This is a genomic window from Variovorax sp. HJSM1_2 (assembly GCF_049316285.1).
Classification (GTDB): Bacteria; Pseudomonadota; Gammaproteobacteria; order Burkholderiales; family Burkholderiaceae_C; genus Rhodoferax_B.
Genome location: NZ_JBMOXA010000014.1, coordinates 73,695 through 92,649 on the forward strand (window position 1 = coordinate 73,695; position 18,955 = coordinate 92,649).

Sequence of the window (18,955 nt, forward strand, 5' to 3'; positions counted from 1 at the left end):
TGGCGATTTACTTGCCGGCCTTTTCTGCTTTGCGCTTGGCGGCCTTGGGGTCGACCACGGCCTTGAACTTGGCACCGGCCACAAACTTAGGGACCGTGGCCGCAGGGATCTTTAACGCTGCGCCAGTCGCAGGGTTCTTGCCGGTGCGTGCAGCGCGCTTGGCCGACTTGAACGTACCAAAGCCCACCAGTTGCACCGCGTCGCCTTTCTTCACGGCCACTTGGATGGTCTCGATCAATGTTTCGAGCACTGCATTGGCAGCGGTCTTGGAGAGGTCGTTCTTGGAGGCGAGGATTTCAACGAGTTCAGCGCGATTCATGTCGAGATAGAAAGGTATGAGTGGAAGACGCAGTTTACCTGGGCGCGATCACCCAGTTTGATGCACTTGGATACGCGGTTCATCTCATGTAAAAAGCAGGGCATGAAGGCACTCGCTGGACTTGCCGGGTAGCGCAGCGTAAGCGGCTGGCTATCCCATCTTGACCGGACGACCGCGTTCCGGCATCTGGGCTCGACTTAAGTTGTGGGCCAGTAGCCGTTCGAGGCTCCAACCGAAGTGTCATAACGAGGCAGGTTTGTTGACGCGATATGGCGACATTACGCGTTGCGTGAGAGGGAGGGCCTGGATTCATCACGCCAGGCAACGCCATGACAGACCTTCATCGCTGCTTCGGCGCTTACATTCAGCGCGGTCGCAATGGCTTTGAAACTTTTACCAGAAAGCCGCATGGCATAGGCTTTCTCTGCAAGTGACGCGGTTAACCGCTTGGCGCGGGTTGGGGAGACCAACGCATCCAAGCGCCCACCTTCGGTTGCCAGCGCTATATTATCAGGATGCTCACACCACTCTAAATTAGAGGCTGCGTTGTTACTCCGGCAGAAATCCTTGTGTCTCACCATGGAAAGCTGCTCAGGGTTGGGAACAAAGCAAGACGCCACCAAGCGGCTGACAAGCATATCCTTCGTCTCACCGTCTCTGCGAAGACAGACCCGTAAGTGGCCGCGCCTGTTAGGGCGCCCTTTGAGAATCTTTCCCCACCGGTTTCGGATAAATCCGCTGTCGGAAGCCTCGTAATCAAAACCATCGATTGGCAACCATTCAACCAAATTACACGCTCCTTTTTAGGTAGAAAGGCGGCGCACTATGTCTCATTTTCAGGCACTCTGCTGTCACTGAAATCGGACTGATGATTGAAGTCTTTCAAGGCCAGGATTTGCGAATGAACCTGTACCAAAAGCTTTTCTGTGGCGTCGTCATCCGAAGACCCTCCATAGGTCAAGACAAGTAGCGTGAGGGGATGAACTTGCATGACGTATGCCAATTTCTCCACCATATTCAGGGTCGGTGACTTCAATCCTATTTGCAGGCTGCCTACATACTGGTCGTTTGCAACTGCCGCCAAATCAACTCGTTTAAGCCGGAGAGTCATTCGGATGAATCTAAGGGCTCCCCCAAAGGGACTTCAACGGCAGGTGTAGGCACCGTCGTTTGATAATGTGGCAAAGGTTTAAGCATGCGAACACCAGACGGATTTTTACCTATTATTCTCATGAAAGGCAATTGTGATGTGAGCTGTCCGTTCACGTTCAGATTTCGATATTGAGCAGACCATCAGTAGAAATCCTGTGGTGGTGCTGTTTGAACGGAATGACTGCACAGGAGATGCGTTAGATTCCGGTTTGGGCCACTTGCTGCGGGTCGCGATGGTCATAACGCGGTCATAACGCATCTGCACAAAAGAGACGTGGGGGGAGTTAGCGCTACCGCAGTGACTTGCTGCTGCTAGCCTGCTGGCTGCCAGCGATGCGGCAACAGTTCATGTACCAAGCTGGCCCGTTGGGTTGGCAGGCGCGTCAGCACATCCTTGAGGTATGCGTACGGGTCATGTCCATTGAGCCGAGCGCTTTGAATTAGGCTCATCACCGCGGCACCGCGTTGGCCCGCACGAAGCGAGCCGGCGAACAGCCAGTTATTGCGGTTATGCGCAGCTACGCATAACCGCAATAAGGCGAACTCAGGTTTTATGTGCATTCGATACTGCTCTGCGACGTCAGCGGCCAGGGCCAGACCGGCCCAAGGCACCGACACCGCTTCGCATAATCACAACCCTTGCAGGAACGTTAACAGTGCTTTCGGCGCCTGGTACCGAGCCTGCTTGACCTCAGGCTGCTTCAGACGCGCCAACGCGCGCTCCTTCATGGCCAGGTCAGCCTCGACGTACATGTGAGTTGTTGACGGACTCTCGTGCCCCAGCCAGAGCGCGATCTCGCAAGGGTCTACTCCCGATTGCAGCAGGCTCATCGCAGTGGAGTGCCGTACGACATGCGGCGACACGTTCATCGTCTTGAGCTGAGCGTGTTTGACTGATGCCGCTTCGACGGCCAGCTTCAGTCGCTGGGCGACGTTGGCCCTGGTCATCGCCCGTCCGTCTCGTGTGGGCAGCAGCGGCGAATCCTCATGCAACTGCGGATTCAAATGCAGCCACTCGCGCACGGCCCGCGCCGAACTCTTCCACAACGGCAGAGATCTTTGCTTGCGCCCCTTGCCATGCAATCGAATGCTGTTGCTTGGCCCCAGAATGACGTCGACCACGCGCACCCCGATGATCTCGGAGACCCTAGCTCCCGTGTTGAACATGAGAGTCAGCATCAGCCCGTCACGTTGCCCGATCCAGGTGTCGCTCATCACATTGATAACTGACAGCATCTGCTCATGTGGCACGAAGCCAACCATCTTGCGCTCGAAGCGCTTCATTGGGACAGCCAAAGCGTTCTCGATCACACCCAGATTGGCTGGGTCCCGCCGGGCGGCGAACTTCAAGAACGCACGCACCGCTGCCAATCGAACATTGCGACTTCGGACGCAGTTGTGTCGATGGATCTCTAGGTGATCCAGGAAGTCGGCCAAGAAGCGGGCATCCAGAGCTGGCATCGTCATCCCGTGCGCAGGCAGATGCCGCTCCTCTTCGGCAAAGCGCAGCAACAGCACGAAGGTGTCCCGGTATGAAGCCACTGTGCGCGAGCTCAAGCCGCGCTGCTGCACCATGTAGTCGGTAAAGAATTCCTGCACAAGACCGGCGAAGGTCGGTGTGTTCTGACTGTTCATTGTTCGCCCCCCTGCGCGAGGAAGCGCTCGAATCTCTCGCTGATGGTGTCCATCAGCTCTGGGATGCCGGTCAGGTACCAGTAGGTGTCGGATATCTTGGCGTGGCCCAGGTAGGTGCACAGCCAGAACAACGCATGATCGATGGACTGACCAGACTCACGCCAGCTCTGCAACCGCCGCACCGCCATCGTGTGCCTTAGATCATGGATCCTTGGGTAAAGATGATCGCCCCGTGCGCGCCAGCCGAGTCCTGGCTGCAGGCGCAGGAACACGTTCTCTACTGTACGTTTGGGAAGGTGCCCGCCGTCGTACGAGGCGAAGAACGGAGCGCTGTCGTCGGTGCTCTGGCATCGGTCACGCGCTTGTCGGTACTTCTCGAGTTCGCGCACTGTGCTCGGGTGAAGGGGCAGGCAGCGGGACTTGTGGAACTTGGTCTGGCGCACTGTGAGCGCTGCTACCTGCAAGTCAACGTCGCCCCTCGTGAGCATCAGCGCTTCGGACAGTCTGAGGCCGGCGGCTGCGATCAGCCCAAACAGGCTGCGGTAGGTCAGCGCTCGAAGCGACCATGTCAAAGTCAGTCCGCCGGCAGCGTCGAGGAGTTGGGTGATCTCCTGGTCCGTGTAGATGTGCGGAGCCAAGCGCCGATGACCTCGTCCAAGGATTCCGCGCGGGGGAAGCTCCGTATCCGGTTCGAACTGCCGGTAGTGCGCTGCGAATGGAAGCACGACTTCTAGCCGGCGTGCTGCAGTCACATCGCTGGTTCGATGCACATGCTCGCGGGCCCAACCCAGCAGCAACTCCTGCGTGAGCGGGCCACGGTGCGCCCGTGCATCAGCGTACCGGGCGAATCGCTTGAGCTCAGTGCCCGGCGCCGCCAGCACAAAGCCCAGGCGTCGACGATCCTCGAGATACAGCGCTACTGCGGCTTGCATTGTGGAGGCCGCTCTCATGGTCGGCTCCCCGGCCAGGGCATGGCCACCGCGCTCAGCCGAGCGAAGTCGACCTTGGCATAGATGAGGGAGGTGTCGAGTTCGCGATGACGAAGCACATCAGCGACTTCTTTGAGCGTACCGCCTGTGTTCAGGAGCCGGGCGGCCAACGTATGCCGAAGAATGTGCACCCGGGTGTATTGCAAGCCGGCGCGCCGATATGCCTGGCGCACGGCACGCCTGACGACGTCGGCAGCCACTGGTTCATCGACAGGCGCAACGTGGCGGACGAAGACTCGGCGACTTGTTGTCTGAGGTCGTTCCGATCGAATGTAGTCGGCAATGGCAGCTCCGGTGACTTGCGGGAGCGGTAGCACATCAGCGCGTCGCGACTTGCTTGCACCGATGCGAACGGTACCTGCCTCCCAGTCGATGTCGTCCAATTCGAGAGCGATGGCCTCGCTGCTACGCAGTCCGAGGTCAACGAGGCAGCGCACGAGGGCATAGCAGCGCAGGCGCGACGGTAGATCCACTGGGAAGGCGACCAATAGCCGCCTGACCTCGTCTGGAGCGAGCGTCTGCGGCAACGGTGCAAGACGCCAGTGCGCCGGCGCGGCAACCACAGGCAGTAGGTGCTTGACGTCATCGCCTTCGAAGGCGCGGAAGTGCAGATAGCTGCGCACTGCGGTCGCGGTGACGCCACCGCTGGCGGCGCTCATCCGCGAGAGCTCTTGGGCGAGGAATTGGCGCAACTCATCGGCAGACGGTGTCATCGAGTCCGATGTCGTGGACAGCAAACCGCGAATGATGCTCGTACGCCGAAGGCGCGTGCTTCCAGCAAGTCCCTTCGCGTGCAATAGGTGCTCATCAAAGCGCTGTAGTTGCTCGTCGATCTGGCTACCCTTCCTGGAGTCTTGCTGGATTCCCGATGCGCCAACGACAGCCATCAGGACCTGCAAAGCCGCGCGGACCTGGTTGCGGCTGCGCTGCACCGGAGTTGCGCAAGTGCAGCGCGGCAAGTGTTCTTCGACGAAGACAACGATATGTTGATCGAGAGTTCCAAGGGAGAAGTGCCGCCGTCTTGACCAATGGGCGAAGTGGGCAAGGCAGTTCATGTACTGGCGGGCCGTGCCCGGAGAGTAACGCTGCTCGTTCAGCCGATCCCAGTAGGGCTGAACAAAAGGAGACAGAGTGCTCTCCCGAAGTCGAGCGGCGGCAAGTTCCGTGAGGGTATCGAAGACATCCATCGCGATCTCCTTAAGGGGTTTGGCCCCTCAGGAGACGCCACTTCTTATGCGAAGTCCAGCAAGTGATCAGACCGGCAAGGCAAAGGCTGGGAGCGGCATCGACACCACAGCGCCGTAACGACTGCGCATAAAACCTGAGTTCGCCTTATTGCGGCCAATAGCTATCGGTCGAATTTGGTTTTCGATATGGTTGTTGTCGACGGGCAATTGCCCGTCATCCATAAAGCGGGTTAACGCCTGCCATCGCCGCAAGCTGTAGTCCAGCGCTTTGGCAGTGGCCGTGCCATCGGTGACCTTCTGCCGGGTCAACAGCAGCCACGCGTGCAACGCGTCGAGCAGTGGTTTTGAGCGTTCCTGACGTCCCCGTTGACGCTCGTCGGTGCTGCAGACTTTGAGCTCTCGTTCAATCTCATAGACCTGCGTGATGTGCTCCAACGCCTGTCGCGCTACCGGGCTCTTGGTCGCCGTGTGCAGGTCAAAGAATTTGCGCCGGGCATGGGCCAGGCAACCGACTTCGGTGACGCCCTGCACCATGAGTTGTTTGTAGCCACTGAAGTCGTCACATACAAGGCTCCCACGCCAAGTGCCCAAGAAGGCTTTGGCGTTCTCCCCGGCGCGTGATGCGCAGAAGTCATAGACGACCGCTTTGGTATCTTCGAACGCGCCGGCGGCGTAAGCCCATAGGTAGGCGCGATGGGTCTTGCCCTGTCCTGGTTGGAGCATCTGCACCGGTGTCTCATCGGCGTGTACCACCCGGTGCGTCAGGATGTCTGCTTTCAAGGCGTCCACCAGCGGCTGAAGCTGTACCCCGCAACTGCCCACCCAGGCGCCCAGGGTGGAGCGCGGGATGGCCAACCCGGCACGGCCAAAGATGGCCTCCTGGCGGTACAGCGGCAAGTGGTCGGCGAACTTGGCCACCAGCACCTGCGCCAATAGCCCGGTGGTCGGGATGCCTTTGTCGATGACGTGCGCCGCCACGGGCGCCTGCACCAAGGTCTCGCACTGGACGCAAGCCCATTTGCCACGCACGTGGCGCTCGACACTGAAGACACCCGGCTGGTAGTCCAGCTTCTCGGCCACGTCCTCCCCAATGCGTTGCATCTGGCAGCCGCAACGGCAGGTGGTGGCGTCTGGCTCGTGGCGGATGTCGATGCGCGGCAAGTTTGCCGGCAAAGGTTGGCGCTTCGGTTGGTCTTTGACGCGCGCCGGGATAGGTTCGGCGTTGAGTTCAGCCATCTCGTCATGAACGGCCTGCGTGTCCTCATCCAGCGTTTCTTCCAGCAGGCTGCGTTGCTCGGCGCTGAAGCGCTCGGACTGCGCCGCGAACTTCAGTCGCTTGAGCAGCGCGTTCTCATGCGTGAGCTTGTCGATGGTGGCTTGTTTGAAGGAGACCGTTTGGCGCAGCGACTGCACCATCTCACGCAGTTCTTCTGCGTTCAGATGGGAGAGCGTGTCGGTGGCAACGTCCATGAGGCAGAGTCTGCCCAACCAAGCCCTGCCCAGCTATCGGCACATCTCCCGATTGATGGCCACCGGCGCGTCACGTGTCAGATGAGGGTGATGACCCCGGCCTCACCGAGACGCTGCCACGGCAGGCCCAGCACGAGCGCGTCGAGCTGCTCACGCTGCAGGCGTTGCTGCGCAGTGCCGCCTGGTAAGCCTGATGAAGGCCAATGGAAGCGGCCTTGGTGCAAGCGGCGTGCGGCCAGCCAGATGCCCATGCCGTCGTGCACCAACACCTTCAAACGCGTGCCGCGCTTGTTGGCAAACAGGTAGGCCGTGTGCGGGTGTGCCGCACCGAACACCGCCACCACCCGCGCCAAAGCCGTCTCAGTGCCCGCACGCATGTCCATGGGCGTGATGGCCAGCCACACGGCATCGATGCGAATCACTTGAGCACCGCCGCCGCCCATTGCGCAAAGTGCGCAAAATCGGCCGCTGCGTGCATGGGCCACGTGATGCTCATCGACAGCGGCCCCTTGCGCAGCTCGACCTTGAGCTCGGCCGCAACGCTTTCGGCTGTGGCGTTGGGCAGACGCAGAGGGATGAACTCTGGCATAGAAGGTGATGGTGCTGGTGTGCTGGGCGGCTGCGGCGCGATGGGCTGGTGGCGGCCTGTGCGTGCATGCTCTTTGAGCCAGCGGTGCAGCACGTTGGCGTTCATGCCATGGCTGCTGGCCAAGGCCGCGATAGAAGTTCCTGGTTGTTGGCAGGCCGCAACCAGTTCTGCCTTGAAGGCTGGCGTGTAGGTCCGGTGGGTGCGTCGAGCCGTGTATCTCGCAATGTCTGAGTCTTTGAGCATGGTGTGCACGATGGGTTGCGTGCACGCGATGTTGCGAGACGGAGAGAGTTACTTCAAGATGGGTTCACCGGCCGCTTACAGCGCAGCCAACGTTCTGATGTCTTGATGGGCGGCCTAGAAGCAAGTCAGTGTGGATGCCGTTGAAATCCGCGCGAGAAGATGGAGCCTCAATATGGATACGAATACGCCAACCCCACCGACTGGCTTTCAATCTTGGCTTGACTACGCCATCGCAACGATGGATGTCAGAGGAGCATTCTTGGATCGAGTATTCAGCGAGGGTGAAATTCCGTTCACGGACACCATCCGCGTTGCCGCCCAAGAGGAGCTTGATCACCTCAAGCAAAGAATAGCCTTGCCCGGGCTCAGAATGCTGGAGGACTGGCAGGCTGCACTTGCAACACGGCTGGGCCGTCCCGCCGCAAGCATTGTCGAAGACAGCCTGTTGGCCGCCGATTTTGCCAATTCCGGTGTTCACGTTCAATTCGAGGATGGATCTGATCTAAAGTTCAGTCAAGCATTCCATGTAGGCGAAACACCGGCCGATGGGAAAATTCATCGAGTCGCCGTGTTCTCCGACCATTGTGGATACCACGAGTTCTGGATCGGACCCGGTGATCAGATTTCGACAATACCGATGTCTGCGGATGGAAATTGGGGCTCTGGCGAAGATTAGACCTAAGTGCAAATATGAGCTCCTCTAACCTTGGGTAGCGCCCGCGTTGCCAATCAGCACTTCCGCTGAGATGCCAAGAGTACTCAAACGTCGAATCATTGCCAATGAAAGCGGGCGAGTCCCATTGAGAACTTCGTACACGTGGTTTGGCGGACCAATGTACGGCCTCATATCCGCAACGGTCATGCCTCCTTGCTCCATCCGGCACTTGATGGCCTGGATGGGAGATGGGGCGGCGATAGCGTAACGTTTGACTTCATAGGCCTCGACCAGTAGGCCCAAGACCTCCAAGCACTCACCCTCAGGTGAATTCGGATCAGGATCCATGTCGATCAATCGAGAAACCGTCGCCAGCATGGCCTTGTAGTCTTTTTCGGTGCGGATGGGACGAACGTCCATAACGGTTCCTTTCATTTGCCCGGGTCCACAATCGTCGCATCCATTGCGCCGCACAGAGGACACGTGCCGATGAGTTTGACATAGGACCACAACACACAGGCCATTTGATATCCCATTTACGCCTGCCAGAAGTATCTGGTGGTCATGAGCTGCCTGGCTAGGCGCCGCAGGTTACTCCAGCATGTAGTTCTAGGCACGGCCGACTCTGCGTAGACCTGTTCAACAACTCTGGCCAACAAGGGCAATGACACCTCGTCTAAAAGTGTCGCAATGTGAGAGACATACTTCGGCGGCGCTTCGCCTGTGCGTACGGCCATGGCAAGAACGTCCGCCGGCAAACAGCGTGCATAACTGGTGCTCGCGGTGCGCGCCGCCAATTCCAGAGCAGAAGATGGCCCCTCATGTTTCCGCACTCGCGGGTGCGCGGGAGAAATCGTCAGCGACAGGCCCAGGGAAGTCAAAAGTGTGTTGATTCGCGAGATGCTGAGGTCCTTTATGGTTCCTCGTTCCACCTGGTTGATCGTCGTCCTCGACAGCCCCGACATCCTGGCCAACGTTGCCTGAGACCAACCGACGTCTAGCCGCCGGGTCCTCACTGCTTGACTCAGTTCATGAACAGAAAACATAACTGCAGAATCGCACCTAAGGGAGGTGATGTCAAATATATTGAACACGAGGTTTGTGTCTGGTCGTCGCACCTCCACACACGTGGACACTTACGACACGACGCTGACTGGACTTGAAAGTTGGGCGCGACTTCCGTTAGGCTCTCCACAAGTCGCGTATGGATGGGCCTCAGTACAGGGTGGCAAAGATGATTTATTTTCAGAACGAACGAGACGCACCGCCCGTGGAGCAGCAGCCCCGCGTCGGTCTGACAAGCTGGCGGATCTTTGAGCTGGCTGACGATACGAAACGCATCCTGACGTGCCTACCCACGGGGGTTGCACGCTTCACGACGAGAATCGTGGGTATCAATCCCAAAGCCCGCATTGCGGTCACATCCTCTGGTCGCGTGTATGAGTTCTTAGCGGCGCCTGAGGTGGATCCCACAAACTACTCGGTGCTCGTTCTGAATGCACTTCGGATCGGAGCTGCTCCTGCAATTGATATCAGCGACGACGTCTGGGCGCTATTTCAATCGCACGAGCATTAGCGCGGCATGCCCTGATCACACCGCGTTTTACGGTTTAGTCACGACGTACATATCCGAGACCAAGCGCCCTCATCGAATGCGGTTGACTAAAGAGCCCTGTCAACCAACCCTTGCACTCTCGGTGAGAGTCACGATTCTTTTGGAGAAACGATATGGCCACCCGACTTAAAGTCAAAAGTCCAGCCTTCGATTCGATCTATCACGCGGCCGCCGATTTGCATAGCGTCCAAGCGATCGATGATGCTTCGATGAAGCGTTTCGAGGCATCCTGCCTGGTATCCGCTTCAGGCCTCCCCCCCGCGCAGATCAAAGATCTGCGCACCAGGTTCAAACTTAGCCAATCCATGTTCGCGGCATTTCTGAACACCGATCACTCGACGATCCGAAGATGGGAGTCCGGGCAACAGCGGCCCAGTGCTATGGCTCAGAAGCTACTGAGCGTCGTCGACAAACATGGGTTAAAAGTATTGATGGCGTGAGAGCTTTAAGTGAGACGCTCGTGGCATTCACACGATTAGTCGGCACGGCTTCACCTTTACGCCCAACCCAGCGTCTAAGTACGAGCCGACTGACAGGTGATAACGGAGTACTCAGTGCAGCGGGTATTCGACTCTTCGCTTGCCGCCTTGACGTGCACTACTTTTGCGGCAAAACCTACCGTGCGTTCCACTTGAGGTGATGCTCAATTGGTTATTGTGCATTATTTAATGTATACAATATATGCACACAAAACACTGTGGTTGGCATAAAATCCATCCCTGCAACTACAAATAGCATCTTTCTGCTTTCCCCCGTGTCCACGCCTGTCTCGATCTTTCTGCGTGACCTCCGTCTCCAACTTGGATTGACGCAGGTCGAACTCGCCAACTTGATTGGGTATGAACAGGCCTACGTTTCGTCTATCGAGCTAGGGACCAGAGGGCCAAGCAAGGAGTTCTTGCAAAAACTTACCCACGCAGCGGAGTTGGGGATCGAAGAGCAGCGCAGACTGGAGCAAGCGCTGCATTCATCCAACAGGCGCTTTGCGCTCTCGCCCGAAGCTTCGACAAAAACCTATCTTTTCTGCAACGACCTGTGGGATCGGCTGGAAACACTTCACCCAGCACTGCTCGATGCTTTACACGCACTGCTGATCATCCAAGACCAAGTAGCGGTTGAGCCGCGTATTCAGCGCACGCGCCTAAAACGTCGAAGCGCATCGGAGACTCCAATGTAAAACGGGACAAACCCAAAGGGCCTGTCCCGTCTACATGACCGCAAAGCGATCTAACACCAGAGATGTTCAGTATCGTGCAACGCGATCACTCGGTCAAGGAACGCCCTCTCCATTTTCTGCTGCTGCTCACCCGAAACATCACGGGTGATGGGTGTACCTACGCCCTAAATCTGCATTTATCGAAGACTTCAACCGAATGGGGCGAACCCAGGTCGCTGCGCGCCCTGCACCTCCCCAAAACGTGGCAACTCACATGAGAGATCAAAACGTTTCGGCCTTAAACGGCCGACTTTCTTCTGGCCGTTTCGCTTGTCCGCCGCCCACAACTCAACGACATCGCCGGTCGTGCAGGCATCGACGCGCCGAATCAACTTGCCTCTATAGGCAAGGCATTTCTTGGACGAGTCATGGCCACAGAAAAGTTCTATTGGTTGAGGAGCAACCTGACATGCCAGTCGCTTTTTTCCCGCACCTCTACTCCTGTGAAACCGTGTATAGCGTATGCAGCCGGTTCCACTTCGTAACTCAGTGCGGGTCACCGCGAGAAACAGCGCTACTGCTGTTTGGTGATGCCAACGCACGCCTATACACCGATGTTCCGTCATGCCTGCAGCACCTGCAAATTGCATCTGCTGGAGCGATCCAAGCCACAGAACAATTCCTTCGACAACACTCGGGACTAGCAGCCTATCTAGCGCTGATGCTCCCCGCCAGCAGGATCGCTCTGGTCCAAGCATGTCAAAAGGGGCCCCCTTCCATCGCCAGAGCACGGTCAGGCCTTAACCGCTACGTGGGCCCGCAGAGTGTGCTGAAACTTTGCTTGGTGTGTGCACACCACCAACTGGATGCCGACGGCGTCACGTTCTGGGCTGCCCACCATCAAGTGCCAGGGGTTTGGATGTGTGACGAGCACGACGTTGCCCTTTCTTTTGCTGAAGTCCCGCAGCTCGAAAGCAAGCGTTGGATACTTCCTCAGCACGTCTTGGTGTCAGCAGTACAGCCACAGTTTTCCGACTTAGAGCGGAGCAAGATGCGACGGCTGAAAGCCGTCGTGCAGTGGATGTCTCTCAACCATCATCTCGATACGGCAATTCTCCAGGTCTTGCTCAAAGATCGCTTGAGAGAGGCCGGGCAATGCGACAGTGAGTTGAAGTGGCGTACTGGAGAGAAAAAGCATCTGGTGAAACAGTTGCATCAGTACGCATGTGATTTACATACCCCTGACGTGCAGCGCTTGCACTCAGCAACGTGGCCAGAGAAATTGCTGTCCAGTGATAGCCGTCACTATGACCCGCTCACTTGGTCCATTGCGCTCTCCTGGTTCGGCGATGTCACGCAAGACGGGTTAGCCAATGCGTACTTCAATGCTCGTGCACGCAAACCAGCAAGAGATATGTTCGACGCGCTCCCGCACCGCGAACGCCGGGTGTCGGCCCCCGCTCGCATTTACCGAGCGTTGGAGCAATGCGATCTCAAAAAAAGCGCGCTCGGAAACGGTCATATCACCGCGTATGAGATCGATCGATGGCTGCGGCACGACCCCGACCTAAAAAAAGCATGGCAGCGCGCCATGCGTCAACGCACGAAAGCCAATCGTGTCCTTGAAATCAAAACCTTCTTGGCCTCGCATCCGGAAGCTTTGCGAGTCGACATCCTAAAAGCTTGTCATTGTGCCTACCGGTGGCTTGAGACCAACGATCCGGATCAATTGCAACGACTGCTCCCGTGGATCACGCCTCGGCACAGTCGCCAGTTGCGTCTACCTTTGGACCATGAAACCCCTGGCACACCAGAGACACGTGAATTGAGTGCGCTTTCGGACATGAAGGACGCATCGTGAGCAAGGTCATGACGCTCGACAAACTCGCTGCCCAGATGGCGCTTGGCTACGGGACAGGACGACATGACTTGTACAAGCCTTGGATTCGAATCCGTCGAAAACTGTCGTCGCCTGTTTCAAACATCAAAGTCTTGCGAGTCCCGCGATATACACGCGGACTTCATTTGTTATCTGGTTTGGAAACTGCCACGGCGAATGTTCTGGCCTGGCTTGGATGTGGTGAGATCCGCGAACAGTTTCCACTGTGGCCATATCCGCATTTCCACCCCTTGAATGGGACCAACCGCGAGATCGATCGGCAACGTCGTCTCGGGCGAGGAATGCTGTCCATCTGCCGCGAAGCTGACATCGATCATGGTGTGTACCCGGGCAGCAAGATTCCTTTTGTAGCCACCATCGATTTTGCCGTCACCCTGGGTGAATGGCACTCGGAACGGCTCGTCCTTTTGAGCTGTAAGCCCTATGAATTGCTTCAAAGTGCACCCAATCGGCATCGCATGCAAGAACGCATTCAGATGGAGCGCCTCTATGCCCAAGCGGTCGAGGCAGTCCATGTGCTGGTCGACGGTCGCTTGTTCTCAGAGGTCCTCATCAGTCAGTTGGATTGGATACGACCATTGAAAGAAGAGTTCGACAGCCAAATTCAAAACAGCGTGCTTCAGAAGTATGCCGAAGCATTGATGCGCGTTGCCTCTGACCTCTCGCTGTCAGATGCCAAAACATATGCAGCAAACCAGGTCGCGATTCGGGACCATGAATTTCAAGAGGCGTACTTTCGTGCCAGCGCTTGGCTGGGACTGATCGATATCGATCTCAGTAGGGAAATACGTTTTGGGCGCCCGTTAGAGCGCGACCAAACCCACTTCAAGAAACGAATGCAGCAACAACTTCTAGGAGGAAACCTGTAATGACCGAACTGATTGGAAAAGTGATTCGCTGTCACACGGATGATGGTTACACCGACGTGGGCCGAGTGGTGCATATCGACGGCAATCGAGAAATCGCATATTTCATTCCCTGTCCTGCGTCCAGACGCTCATCCAAAAGCCATAGGTCATGGCATGTGCCATCTGCAAGACGAATGCGGATCACGGACCTGACGAGTACCGACCACAATCGTGAACTCAACGGCGCCTTGACCCTGGTCGACTTTGTTCCTCCACCGCAGTGGCGGCTGACCGACGCTCAGTTAGAGGACGGAGTTTGTCTCAACGGCTTGGTCGGTAAGCGTTCCCAGATGAAGAAATGGCTAGTTGATAAACAGGAGATGCTGCGCTGGATCACCCCCATCATCGACAACTACAGTGTCGCTGACCTCCTTGAGTTTGACGCTTTCTTAGCCGCCGTGAATCAACGCGCCAAAGAACTCGAACACAAAGATGCAAGCCGAGTCCGCAGGGCTCTCCTTCTTTGGCTATTCGGCTGTGGAGACCCGAACGCATTGCTTCCATGCAAATTCCGCCGAGGCGGTACCGGAGTGCTCAGAGAGTTCAAGAGTAAACCTGGCAGGCCTCCGAAGGACTACTTAGCTGGAAGAAAGGACACCAAAGGTTACATCACCACTCAGGCTGACCGCGCCAATTTGGCAAAAGGATGGCGGCGATATATGAAGAAGGGTGGCTCGGTTTATCAAGCCTATCTATTCACATGTGCCGAGTACTGGCCTGGGCCAGAAGCTGTCACAGGGGAGAATGGAGAGCAACTCTGGCTTGCCCATCCCGATAACCGCCCCACGGAAAACGAGTTCCGCAACGCGGCCGAGAAACGTGGCGCGACCCGAGCTAGACGCTTAAACATTGACGACCAACTGCACGATCTAACCGAACGGGCGCTTCGGGGTAGTTCAAAAAACGGTGTGAGAGCAATAGGGCAATTGGGCTTGATCGACAGTACATCGGAAGACCAAACTCCGGTGTCGAGCGTTTCGCCATTGCTTGTCCTTCCGTCGAGCTTTCGAACTGTCGTCATGGATGTCCGCTCCGAATACATCCTCGGAATCTACTCAGGCTTCGAGAACCCGAGCACATTGACCTCTTTGCTTGCGATCCTGAATGCAGCGTCTTCAAAGGTCGAGTTCTGCGCCAAGTACGGAATCACGATCACGGAAGAAGAATGGTTTGCGCGCATGCCGAAAAGCATTCGCGGTGATAACGGTGAGCTCAAGAGCGAACTCGGCATAGAGACCCTCACCGTCATCGGCACATCCATGGAATTCACGGCCTCATATGCCGCAGTTCTAAAGAACCTTATCGAGGCCTCCCATCGCAGTATCCACGCACAAGCGGATCACCAATCTGCAGCCTCCACGAAAGGTCGTCGGCGCGTTCGGGGTGAGCCTGACAGAAAAAAGGAGGCCTGCCGCACTTTTGAGCAAAACATGTACTTTGTTATCAAAGCCATCCTGCGTCACAACAACATTGTTCCCGTTCCTCACCTTATCACTCCTGCAATGCAACGAGATGGCGTCAAACCCACGAGAGCGGCCATCTACGAGTGGTACGTCAAGAATGGATTTGTGGCTAGCGCGCCGTCCGATTTAGACAGCCTCCGCACTCGTTGTCTGCCGTCACTGAATGGCGTCATTCACCGAGAAGGGATCCGGCTATACAACCCTGCTAACCCAACCGAGCTCATCGACGGCCTAATCTTCAACAGCACCTGGCTGCGGCAATCAGGCCTATGCAACAAGTCTAGTAAACGCGCTGAAGAGCGTCGGGTAGAAATCAAAATCTCCCCCGACGAACTTGGCCACTGCTACTTCGAGTGGGGAGGTGAACTTCGACGCCTTGAGAACCAGTCTTTGGACGCAGACACTCGAGGGCTCAACTTACTGGAATATCTTCAATTCGCAGACGAGCGCAAAAGCGCGGGCCGCGCCCTTCGTTCGAGCGTCGAAGAATTCGACTACGTCCGGTTCAAGGAGAACGATGAACTGAACAAATCTGCAAAGCGGGCGAAGGCCAAAGAAGCTCGCAAGGTGATAGATCAAGGTGGCGAGATCGTTCCTCCACGAGCGCAGAGCTTGCGTACCAACGTGGCTCAGGAAAAGCAGATACACCACTTGCAACGGTTGGGCCTGAGCAAGGCTCCACAAGCTCCCTCCATACCAGATGTTGAAGCGGCGGCAATTGACTCCGCCGCCGGTAGTTCTTGCGAGACGCTGAAGCCCGTCTCTGTAGAGGTTGAACACATATTTGAGGTCGAGGATGCAACAGCAAAGTTGATGGCGCGATGCCGCAGCAATCGTGTCTTGATCGACTAAAAGTTGGAGAAGGCAGACATGAACATTAGGGACTACAAAAATCTCTCCGAACTCGACGAGGGTAATCCACTTTTGAAGAAGATTCCCCCCGAGATGTCCTTCGAAGAATGGGACAAAAAGCTGTTCGATGACCCTCGTAAAAAATGGGCAAAACCATATTCAATGCCCCCGTTGGAAAGTAACGTCGACGCAATTTTCGACCTATTCATCCCAACGCAGACTTCGATTTCCGTTGTATTAGCGCTGCACAACATGATTCGCGTATCGCTGCGACGACGTGATCCCCGATTACATGAAAATCGACGACGGATCTACCAACGCTCAGAACATCTTGACCGCCAAACCATCGAGATGGATCTGGGACAGCTGGCGAACTTCTCAATCAAAGCAATGGGCATGATGCTGCTTGGCCCCACGGGTGTCAGCAAAACACACACCATTGATAACTATTTAGCCCATCTACCGCAATTCGTCCCCCACGGGAAAAACGAAGAATGTGGATGGGACTACTTGATGCAACTCGTCTACCTGCGAGTGCAGTTGCCTAATGACGCCCGTGAATCGAGTCTCTACCACAACATTGCCGACGCAATCGACAAGGTGCTTGGCACTTCTTATGGCGTCGAAATTCGGCGACCAAGAACGAAAGTGCCCGACAAGCTAAACAAAATTCTCGCTTGGCTCAATCTGCACAGATGCGGCGTTTTGATTCTCGAAGAACTGCAAGAAAAGCAGACCAGCTCAGAGGTCCTAGGCAAGGAATTCGCAGGGGCATTCTTGCAGTTTACGAACGAGGGCATTCCATTGGTCGTTATTGGCAATCCTCTGGCGTTCGAGCATATCCTGGACTTCACGCAAGACGTTGGACGACTGTCGTCCTCAGGGAAATTTGAAATGGCTCCAGCTTATGACCACACTGACGACACTTGGTGCCACGAACTCGTCCCAGGCATCTGGGGCTGGAAATGTTTTAACGAGAAAGATGAACCGATTGCTGACCTCGAACAGATCTTGTACGAACGAACAGGAGGCATCCCAAAATTTCTGTCAATCTACCGAAGCGCCACATTAAAGGAAGCGATTCGCGCCGGAGCCACACGTGTCAGGCGCGAGCACGTGGACAACGCGTACTTCTCTGCCGAAATGATTGGCCTCCACCACATCATCGAAGCCTACGTTAGCAAAGACCCACACTTGTTTGCGAAGATGCGCGATCAGCCACTCGTGTTTTTGCAAAGGGTCTGGGCACGCGAGAAGACCAAAAGAGACTGGCTTTCTCGGCAGAAGAATGTAGCTCGGCGGAATGCTGGCGCAGGCAAGGAAGGCAATTGATTCCACTGTATCCAGAGGGAACCACATTAGCCTCGATCATTCGGATCACCATGCAGGTTCAAAAGCGCGAACTCAACCTCCGCATATCGAAGCGAATATTTCATGGCTGGGGTGTGAGGGAAATCGCAGAGCAATGCCTGTCTCCACTACAGGATCCAGGTAACGCAATCAAGCAACACAGTGCCGCCCCCATTTTGCTTGCGTTGCGGTATGACACCTATGCGACGGGACTAGAAGATGCATTGCTACAAGGCATGCGTCCAAAAATCTCTGCCCATGAATTGCTTCCCGTCTCGTCCGCAGTACGTCGATGTCCTTTGTGTGTCGCGAACGATATCAAGCAGGTTGGCGCCGCCTGTGCACGGGTTCTGCATCAGGTCATCGGTGTTGCGCATTGCCCGATACACAAAGTTCCTCTGCAGCAAGCTTGTGGCGCATGTGGAAAAGAGTTTGAAGAACTGCTCGTCACAGAGCGCAACAAAATCGCTAGGACCATAGGGGATCTCTTACATTGCGGTGCGTGCGGTTGCTCCACGGGCCTTGATCTGCCCCAGCCTCGCGGGAATGCTTATCTGTACTACGTCGCTCTTCTCACAGAGGCACTTGCCGGTCGTGCATGGATGCTCAAGCCGACGAAGCGCAAGCATCTAGTGGATTCGGTCGCGAAACTTGCCGTCGAAGAAAACATCGATATAGCATTGGCGTTCACCAAGGAATGGGGAGTGGCCTCATTTGAAGAGGTTGCTGCCTCCTACGGCACTCGCACAGCTCACCTGGAATCCGCGCTATCAGGAAAGAACTTCGGCCATTACACCGTGGCATCCTTGATGGCAGTTGCGTTTGCCCTCAGCTTTCTTGCCTCTAGGAAGATTGACTACGCAGGGCAGTTTTGCGAGCTGGAAGACGCAACTAAGGGCATCGGAACGGAGAATGAAACGTTCGACGAGCGTTTCATGCGCGTGGGCAAAAAGAATGCCATCCCAACCGCCATTCTTGAGATGCTTGCGCGTGGATCGTGTTGGGACCGCTACTCCAAGACATTTAACGTCATCGCAGCTTTGCGACACTCGCTGTCCGACGAAGATAACCAACAATTAGAACAACGTGAAGCCGCCTACCAGGCAACTAAGAGTGCTAGGCTTTCATCTTTCGGTCGACAAAGAACTCTAAATAGGTACGAAGTTCGACGTTTAGTTCGGAGTGTTCTACATGGGAAAGATCCAAGTAAAACTCGTCCACATGTTCTCGATTCCCGACGTGATTTGTGCAGATGGATGCGACTCCATGATTACGATTGGTTAAATGAAACGACACCAGGGATCTACGAACTTTTCTTGGATGAAAGCCACAGTGTTAACACCACACGCGAAAACTTACTAAGTCGGTCCAGGGACTTGTAGAACACGGCGTTCGTAATGAGAAGGTCGGGTGTTCGATTCATCTCTCCGGCGCCAAATGAAAAGCCCCTCGCAATCATGGATGGTGAGGGG

At 56.1% G+C, this 18,955-nt stretch carries 19 protein-coding genes and 3 pseudogenes; 9 read left to right on the forward strand and 13 right to left on the reverse strand.

The features are described 5' to 3' along the window. Positions 1-7: 7 nt before the first annotated feature. From ACFQ95_RS16445 to ACFQ95_RS16495, 11 genes and pseudogenes are all read right to left on the reverse strand, one after another. Complete coding sequence (locus tag ACFQ95_RS16445) at positions 8-319, reverse strand: HU family DNA-binding protein (protein WP_422832686.1); 312 nt, start codon at positions 317-319, stop codon at positions 8-10. A gap of 278 nt (positions 320-597) precedes the next feature. Further along, positions 598-957: a hypothetical protein gene (locus tag ACFQ95_RS16450; protein ID WP_422832749.1), complete on the reverse strand. Its 360-nt coding sequence runs from the start codon at positions 955-957 to the stop codon at positions 598-600. 33 nt (positions 958-990) lie between these two features. Then, positions 991-1,107 (reverse strand): annotated as a pseudogene (locus ACFQ95_RS16455) (hypothetical protein); the annotation flags it as partial. 35 nt (positions 1,108-1,142) lie between these two features. Next, on the reverse strand, positions 1,143-1,430 hold the full coding sequence (locus ACFQ95_RS16460; protein ID WP_422832687.1) for an XRE family transcriptional regulator: 288 nt from the start codon (positions 1,428-1,430) through the stop codon (positions 1,143-1,145). Positions 1,431-1,783: 353 nt separating this feature from the next. Then, positions 1,784-1,987, reverse strand: a pseudogene (locus ACFQ95_RS16465) (transposase domain-containing protein); the annotation flags it as partial. A 114-nt stretch (positions 1,988-2,101) separates the two neighbouring features. Beyond that, positions 2,102-3,106, reverse strand: a complete 1,005-nt coding sequence (locus ACFQ95_RS16470) for a tyrosine-type recombinase/integrase (protein ID WP_422832689.1) — start codon at positions 3,104-3,106, stop codon at positions 2,102-2,104. Then, a complete protein-coding gene (locus ACFQ95_RS16475) occupies positions 3,103-4,038 on the reverse strand; it encodes a tyrosine-type recombinase/integrase (protein WP_422832690.1) in 936 nt (311 codons plus the stop codon). The genes ACFQ95_RS16470 and ACFQ95_RS16475 overlap by 4 nt, the downstream gene beginning before the upstream one ends. A gap of 14 nt (positions 4,039-4,052) precedes the next feature. Continuing rightward, positions 4,053-5,282: a tyrosine-type recombinase/integrase gene (locus ACFQ95_RS16480; protein ID WP_422832692.1), complete on the reverse strand. Its 1,230-nt coding sequence runs from the start codon at positions 5,280-5,282 to the stop codon at positions 4,053-4,055. Positions 5,283-5,378: 96 nt separating this feature from the next. Next, a pseudogene (tnpC, locus tag ACFQ95_RS16485) lies at positions 5,379-6,752 on the reverse strand (IS66 family transposase); the annotation flags it as partial. A gap of 77 nt (positions 6,753-6,829) precedes the next feature. Beyond that, positions 6,830-7,174 carry an IS66 family insertion sequence element accessory protein TnpB gene (gene tnpB / locus ACFQ95_RS16490; RefSeq protein WP_422832694.1) on the reverse strand — a complete coding sequence of 115 codons (345 nt, stop codon included), beginning with the start codon at positions 7,172-7,174 and terminating at the stop codon, positions 6,830-6,832. Continuing rightward, positions 7,171-7,584, reverse strand: a complete 414-nt coding sequence (locus tag ACFQ95_RS16495) for a transposase (RefSeq protein WP_422832695.1) — start codon at positions 7,582-7,584, stop codon at positions 7,171-7,173. Before ACFQ95_RS16495 ends, tnpB begins: the two co-directional genes overlap by 4 nt. A 172-nt stretch (positions 7,585-7,756) precedes the next feature. Between ACFQ95_RS16495 and ACFQ95_RS16500 the strand changes: the two genes are divergently transcribed. Beyond that, complete coding sequence (locus ACFQ95_RS16500; protein WP_422832696.1) at positions 7,757-8,260, forward strand: hypothetical protein; 504 nt, start codon at positions 7,757-7,759, stop codon at positions 8,258-8,260. Positions 8,261-8,284: 24 nt separating this feature from the next. Here the strand turns inward: ACFQ95_RS16500 and ACFQ95_RS16505 are convergent, their stop codons facing one another. Together ACFQ95_RS16505 and ACFQ95_RS16510 are read right to left on the reverse strand one after the other, a co-directional pair. After that, positions 8,285-8,659: a helix-turn-helix domain-containing protein gene (locus ACFQ95_RS16505; RefSeq protein WP_422832698.1), complete on the reverse strand. Its 375-nt coding sequence runs from the start codon at positions 8,657-8,659 to the stop codon at positions 8,285-8,287. A 116-nt stretch (positions 8,660-8,775) separates the two neighbouring features. Continuing rightward, positions 8,776-9,285 carry a helix-turn-helix transcriptional regulator gene (locus tag ACFQ95_RS16510; protein ID WP_422832746.1) on the reverse strand — a complete coding sequence of 170 codons (510 nt, stop codon included), beginning with the start codon at positions 9,283-9,285 and terminating at the stop codon, positions 8,776-8,778. Between the two features lie 188 nt (positions 9,286-9,473). Here ACFQ95_RS16510 and ACFQ95_RS16515 point away from each other — a divergent pair, with 188 nt between their 5' ends. The 8 genes from ACFQ95_RS16515 to ACFQ95_RS16550 all read left to right on the forward strand — a co-directional run bounded on the left by ACFQ95_RS16515 (position 9,474) and on the right by ACFQ95_RS16550 (position 18,865). Beyond that, positions 9,474-9,815, forward strand: a complete 342-nt coding sequence (locus tag ACFQ95_RS16515) for a hypothetical protein (protein WP_422832700.1) — start codon at positions 9,474-9,476, stop codon at positions 9,813-9,815. Positions 9,816-9,967: 152 nt separating this feature from the next. Next, positions 9,968-10,294, forward strand: a complete 327-nt coding sequence (locus tag ACFQ95_RS16520) for a helix-turn-helix domain-containing protein (protein ID WP_422832702.1) — start codon at positions 9,968-9,970, stop codon at positions 10,292-10,294. Positions 10,295-10,608: 314 nt separating this feature from the next. Further along, entirely contained in the window at positions 10,609-11,031 is a 423-nt protein-coding gene (locus tag ACFQ95_RS16525) for a helix-turn-helix transcriptional regulator (RefSeq protein ID WP_422832703.1), read from the forward strand. A 448-nt stretch (positions 11,032-11,479) separates the two neighbouring features. After that, a complete protein-coding gene (locus ACFQ95_RS16530; RefSeq protein ID WP_422832704.1) occupies positions 11,480-12,871 on the forward strand; it encodes a TniQ family protein in 1,392 nt (463 codons plus the stop codon). Then, entirely contained in the window at positions 12,868-13,779 is a 912-nt protein-coding gene (locus tag ACFQ95_RS16535; RefSeq protein ID WP_422832705.1) for a hypothetical protein, read from the forward strand. The genes ACFQ95_RS16530 and ACFQ95_RS16535 overlap by 4 nt, the downstream gene beginning before the upstream one ends. Beyond that, positions 13,779-16,133 (forward strand): hypothetical protein, encoded by a 2,355-nt coding sequence (locus ACFQ95_RS16540; RefSeq protein ID WP_422832707.1) that lies wholly within the window; start codon positions 13,779-13,781, stop codon positions 16,131-16,133. The genes ACFQ95_RS16535 and ACFQ95_RS16540 overlap by 1 nt, the downstream gene beginning before the upstream one ends. An 18-nt stretch (positions 16,134-16,151) precedes the next feature. Next, on the forward strand, positions 16,152-17,465 hold the full coding sequence (locus tag ACFQ95_RS16545) for an ATP-binding protein (RefSeq protein WP_422832708.1): 1,314 nt from the start codon (positions 16,152-16,154) through the stop codon (positions 17,463-17,465). Further along, positions 17,462-18,865 carry a hypothetical protein gene (locus ACFQ95_RS16550; protein ID WP_422832710.1) on the forward strand — a complete coding sequence of 468 codons (1,404 nt, stop codon included), beginning with the start codon at positions 17,462-17,464 and terminating at the stop codon, positions 18,863-18,865. Before ACFQ95_RS16545 ends, ACFQ95_RS16550 begins: the two co-directional genes overlap by 4 nt. Positions 18,866-18,955: the final 90 nt, after the last annotated feature.